Annotated in this window: 5 protein-coding genes; all 5 read left to right on the forward strand. The window is 59.0% G+C overall.

Annotated elements, in window-relative coordinates; translation table 11 throughout:
* Positions 1–211, forward strand: a 211-nt coding sequence (locus tag AC54AG_RS28195) for a hypothetical protein (RefSeq protein WP_496632640.1), incomplete at its 5' end; no start/stop codon positions are given.
* Between the two features lie 29 nt (positions 212–240).
* Positions 241–1,071: a phosphatase PAP2 family protein gene (locus AC54AG_RS28200; protein WP_331779150.1), complete on the forward strand. Its 831-nt coding sequence runs from the start codon at positions 241–243 to the stop codon at positions 1,069–1,071.
* 62 nt (positions 1,072–1,133) lie between these two features.
* Positions 1,134–2,612 (forward strand): DUF2868 domain-containing protein, encoded by a 1,479-nt coding sequence (locus AC54AG_RS28205; protein ID WP_496632643.1) that lies wholly within the window; start codon positions 1,134–1,136, stop codon positions 2,610–2,612.
* Entirely contained in the window at positions 2,609–4,099 is a 1,491-nt protein-coding gene (locus AC54AG_RS28210; protein WP_070300952.1) for a DUF3482 domain-containing protein, read from the forward strand. The genes AC54AG_RS28205 and AC54AG_RS28210 overlap by 4 nt, the downstream gene beginning before the upstream one ends.
* A gap of 38 nt (positions 4,100–4,137) precedes the next feature.
* Positions 4,138–5,217: a tartrate dehydrogenase gene (locus AC54AG_RS28215; protein WP_331779152.1), complete on the forward strand. Its 1,080-nt coding sequence runs from the start codon at positions 4,138–4,140 to the stop codon at positions 5,215–5,217.
* The last annotated feature ends 147 nt before the right edge of the window (positions 5,218–5,364 follow it).

The raw sequence follows: 5,364 nt of genomic DNA on the forward strand, positions 1-5,364 counted from the left end.
GACCGTGAAACAACTTTGCGCCGATGATAGTGCTGCAACCAGTGTGAAAGTAGGTTATCGTCAGGCTTGTTATTCGAAAAAACCCCTTCCGGTGATCCGGTTGGGGTTTTTTTACGTCTGGTGGTTTGTTGGGCGCCGCAGGTGCTTGTCGGCTTACGCGCTGCGCGCTAAGCCGACCTACGTTTATTGGATGGCGGGTAGGTCGGATTAGCGTAGCGTAATCCGACAACTCAGCAGCCAATGCAACAGACAAAAAAAGGTAGCGTTAAGCGCTGCCTTTGTCATTTATCACCACATGTTGTGTACGGCGGGCATCGTCATGTTCTCTTCATATTGACACTGTACGATGACTTCCATTCTCATCAAGTAGTGTGTGCACCCATGCTGGCCAAGCTTAAACTCGTCAAAACTCCCAAAGGCATCGATAGTGTCCTGATGCTGTCGGCCATGCTGATACTCTGGATCGGTAACTACAGCAACGTCGACCTCATGATCGCCGACAGTATGTTCGACCGCGCGCGCGGGCAATTTGCCGGTGCCGACAGCGCGTGGGCGAGCAGTTTCCAGCTCTGCATGATCTTGCTTGGCGCCGCCTTGATCTGCTTGGCCGTCTGGGACACCTTGCATCCGCTGGCCTGGCTGGCATCACGCCGCAGCGCCTTGCGCGTAGTGGCATTGTCGGCTATCTTCGTGCCATTAAGCATCTATTTGCTCTCTTCCTTCAGCGACGTGCCCTGTCCCACGGATTTGTTGCGTTACGGCGGACTGGAACCATACACGCGCCTGCTGGAAACGTTGCCGGCCAGCGCATCTGCCATGGCATGCCTGCCCGCTACCCAGGCGAACGCTGCCTGGTGGATGCTGGCCTTGCCATTGTTCTGCCTGCCCGGACGGCCACGCACGGCGCTGCTGTTCGCCTGCATCATGCTGCTGTGCGGTTTGGCGGCAAGCTGGCAGCAACAGTTGCAAGGTACACAATTCTTTACCCACACCTTGTGGTCTGCCTGGATCGCTTCTTTCCTGATCTATCTGCTGCATCATTTGTTCCGGGCCGAGGACGCGTTGGCCTGAAACACGAAAGTACGTCACAATCTGCCTGTCGAGTTGTCGTTTCATACAAAAACAGGAGCACCATGAACGAGCAGATTGCGAGAGAAGTGGTATTGGTCCGTGCTATCGAGATGGCCGACCAGAAAAAAGAAGTCCTCAGCGAGGACGACCGCATGTATGCCAGCCGCAGCGCGCGTGAGCTTGCGCAGTGGCAAGCTTCGGGCAAGCAGGCCGAAGTGACAGGTGACGATTTCCTGCAGCAGCGTTCCGAGCTGATCATCAAGCGCATCACCGAGCGCACCCCCGCTTTCGCTGCCGTCGCGAAGCGTCGCAACGGCATGAAGACCCTGGCGCTGGCCTTGCCCCTGCTGGCCTTGCTGCTGGGCGCCGGGCTCGACCGCATCACGGATCCCCATCGCGTCGACTTGCTGTCTGCGCCCTTGTTGCTGATCATCGCCTGGAATGTGCTGGTCTACCTGGGCTTGCTGATCTGGCTATGCATTCCCTCGCACTCGCTCGGCTGGCCGAAGGCGGGACTGGTGCGTCACCTGAGCGTGGGCCGCCTGGCCCTGCCGCGCAAACTGCCGCACGCCTTGTCCTCGGGCTTGCTCAGTTTCATGGGGGAATGGGCGCACTTGAGTGCCAAGCTGACGGCCGCGCGCCTGAGCCGTACCATCCACCTGAGCGCCGCCATGTTTGCCATCGGCGCCGTTGCCTCACTGTATGCCCGCGGCTTTCTGTCGCAATATGCGGCCGGCTGGGAAAGCACCTTTTTGAATCCCGGCCAAGTGCACAGCCTGCTTTCGACCCTGTTTGCACCGGCTATTGCCCTGTTTCATTTGCAAGGTTTTTCGCTGGCGGAAATCGAAGCACTGCGCTTCCCGCAAACGACGACCATCGAAGGTGGCGCGCGCTGGGTGCATTTGTATGCGGCAACCATCTTCCTGCTGGTCGTCGTTCCTCGCCTGATACTGGCCCTGGTCAACAATTGGCGCGCCGCGCGCCTGGCCAAGAACTTTCCGCTGGATCTCGATCAGCCGTATTTCCGCAAGCTTAATGAAAGTATCGGCGTGGCCACGGGGGGCATGCTGCGCGTCTTGCCGTACAGCTTTACTGTCGATGAAGCACGCCACATGGGATTGGGCCAGCTGTCCATCATGCTGTTCGGCGAGCAGGGGCGCATGATGCTGCGTCCATCGATGTCGTACGGCGAAGAGCCGCAGGACGTCTTGCGCGGCACGGACTTGAACGATCCGCAAGTCAATATCACGGCCGTACTGTTCAATCTGACGGCGACGCCTGAAAAGGAAAATCACGGCGCCTTCCTCGATTATCTGGTGCAATCGTCGGCACGCGGCATCGCCGTCCTGATCGACGAGTCCAGCTACCTGGAGCGCGCCGGCGAGCAGGCGGATAACGGCGCGCGCCTGGCGGAACGAGTCGCCCTGTGGCAGCAGTTTTGCCAGTTCCATAAAACTACGGCCACCGTGGTCAATTTGCTCAACCCTGCCTTGCACCCGCTCGATGCAGGTGTCGGCTTGAAAGTATCGGCAGCAGCATGAGTGTGAATGTGAATAAAGATGTGCAGGATGATGCGGTGCAGATTCAATTCGCGCTGATTTCGCACACGAATAATGGCAAGACGACCCTGGCGCGCACCCTGGTGGGTGTGGACATCGGCGAAGTGCGCGACGCCGCCCACGTGACCGTGTTTGCGGAATCGCATACCTTGCTGGCTACGCCACAGGGCGATGCCTTGCAATTGTGGGATACGCCCGGCTTTGGCGACTCCGTGCGCCTGCTCAAACGCCTGGGACAGTCGGGCAATCCCATCGGCTGGTTTCTGCGCGAAGTGCTGGACCGTTACCGCGACCGCCCGTTCTGGCTCAGCCAGCAAGCGCTGCGCACGGCCAAGGACTCCGCCGACGTGGTGCTGTATCTGGTGAATTCCTCGGAGCATCCGAAGGATGCGGGTTACTTGCCGGCGGAAATGAAAATCCTCGCCTGGCTCGATAAGCCCGTGGTGGTCTTGCTCAATCAGATGGGGCCGCCGCGTCCAGGCAATGAGGAACATAGCGAACAGGCGCGCTGGCGCGAACATTTGCAGCAGTATCCGATTGTGCGCGACGTTCTGGCGCTCGATGCCTTTGCTCGCTGCTGGGTACATGAGCGCGTGTTTTATGAAGCCGTGGGTAAATTGTTGCCGCAGTCGCAGCAGGCGGGCTATGCGCGTTTGTTTGCTGCCTGGCAAGAACAGAATACGGCGCGTTTCCGACAGGCCATGCACTTGCTGGCCACGCAGCTGGCAGTGGCCGGGCAGGACCGCGAAGCCATCGAGCCTGTCTCCAAGGGCTTGCTGAAATCGGCCTTGCAGGTCGTGGGCATAGGTAAGAACGCGGAGCAGCAACGCCAGGAAAAAGCCATGGCCAGCCTGGTGGCGAGGCTCAATACGCACAGCGGTATCACCACGCGCGAGCTTTTGATACTGCACAAACTCGACCCGACCGATGCGCATAAGATCAATAGCCGCATACGGGAAAACTTTGCCGTGCGCGCGCCGATCGACAAGGCGCAAGCGGGTTTGCTGGGGGCCATGATTTCCGGTGCCGCGACGGGCCTGTCAGCCGACCTGATTTCCGGCGGCCTGACCCTGGGTACGGGCGCCCTGCTCGGCGGTGTGGTTGGTGCGTTGACGTTTGCGGGCGCAGCCTGGGGCTTTAATTCCGGCACGGACCGTAATGAGCCCACCATGCAATTCACGGATGCCTTCCTGCGCACCTTGGTGGTGGCGGGCGTGCTGCGTTACCTGGCGGTGGCGCACTTTGGCCGTGGTCGCGGCAACTTTGTTGAAAGCGAGGCGCCGGCCTTCTGGCAGGATGAAGTCGAGCAGGCGGTGGCGCGCCACGAGGGCGCATTGGTCGAGCTATGGAAAGAGGTGCGCCGCGAGAAGTCCAATGAACTGGCGGCCGAACGTGTGCAGCCCATCATCACGGCGATCACTGCCGATGTGCTGGCGCGCCTGTACCCGGACGTGGCGCAGCCGATGTAAATACAGGCTTCCATCGCCTATTTCCAACAGGGTATCCCATGAGCACACATAAAATCGCCGTCATCGCCGGTGACGGCATTGGCAATGAAGTCATGCCGGAGGGCTTGCGTGTGATGGAAGCGGCTGCCCGCCGTTTCAATATCGACCTGCAGTTTACGACGATGGCATGGGCCAACTGCGACTATTACCTGGAACACGGGCAAATGATGCCCTCGGACTGGTTTGCGCAGCTCAAGGATTTCGACGCCATCTATTTTGGCGCCGTGGGCTGGCCGGACAAGGTGCCTGACCATATCTCGCTATGGGGCTCCTTATTAAAATTCCGGCGTGAATTCGATGAATACGTCAACTTGCGTCCCGTGCGGCTGATGCCGGGCGTGCCGTGCCCGCTGGCGAATAAAAAGCCGGGCGATATCGACTTTTATGTGGTGCGTGAAAACACGGAAGGAGAATATTCATCCGTGGGCGGCCGCATGTTCGAGGGAACGGAGCGCGAAACGGTGCTGCAGGAATCCGTTTTTACGCGCAAGGGCGTCGACCGGATATTGAAATACGCATTCGAGCTGGCGCAAAGCCGGCCCAAGAAACACCTGACATCGGCAACCAAATCGAATGGCATTGCCATCAGCATGCCGTATTGGGATGAGCGGGTGGAAGCCATGGCCCCGAGCTTTCCCGATGTCCACTGGGATAAATACCATATCGACATCCTGGCTGCCCGCTTTGTATTGAGCCCCGAACGTTTCGACGTGGTGGTCGCTTCAAATCTGTTTGGCGACATCTTGTCCGACCTGGGCCCCGCCTGTACGGGAACGATTGCCATCGCACCATCGGCCAATATCAATCCGGAGCGGACTTTTCCTTCCGTCTTCGAGCCGGTGCACGGTTCCGCACCCGATATCTACGGCCAGAATATCGCCAACCCGATCGGCATGATCTGGTCGGGCGCCATGATGCTGGACTTTCTCGGCAATGGCGATGTCAATTACACGGCGGCACATGACGCGATTGTGCGCGCCATCGAGCAGGTGCTCGAGCATGGTCCGCGGACGCCGGACATGGGCGGCAGCGCCAGTACAACCGATGTGGGCATGGCGGTTGCCGAATTGCTCAAATAAAGCTTGCCGGCCGTGGGTGGCTTTGCTATAGTTCGCCTCCCCAATGAGACGCAATCAAATGCGGCAGTTGAGGATCACCGGAAACGGCGATGCAGTAAAAAGAAGGAGTTGACGGATTTAGCGAAATGCTTCATACTCTTCCTTCTT

It is taken from the genome of Janthinobacterium sp. BCJ23, from assembly GCF_059617945.1.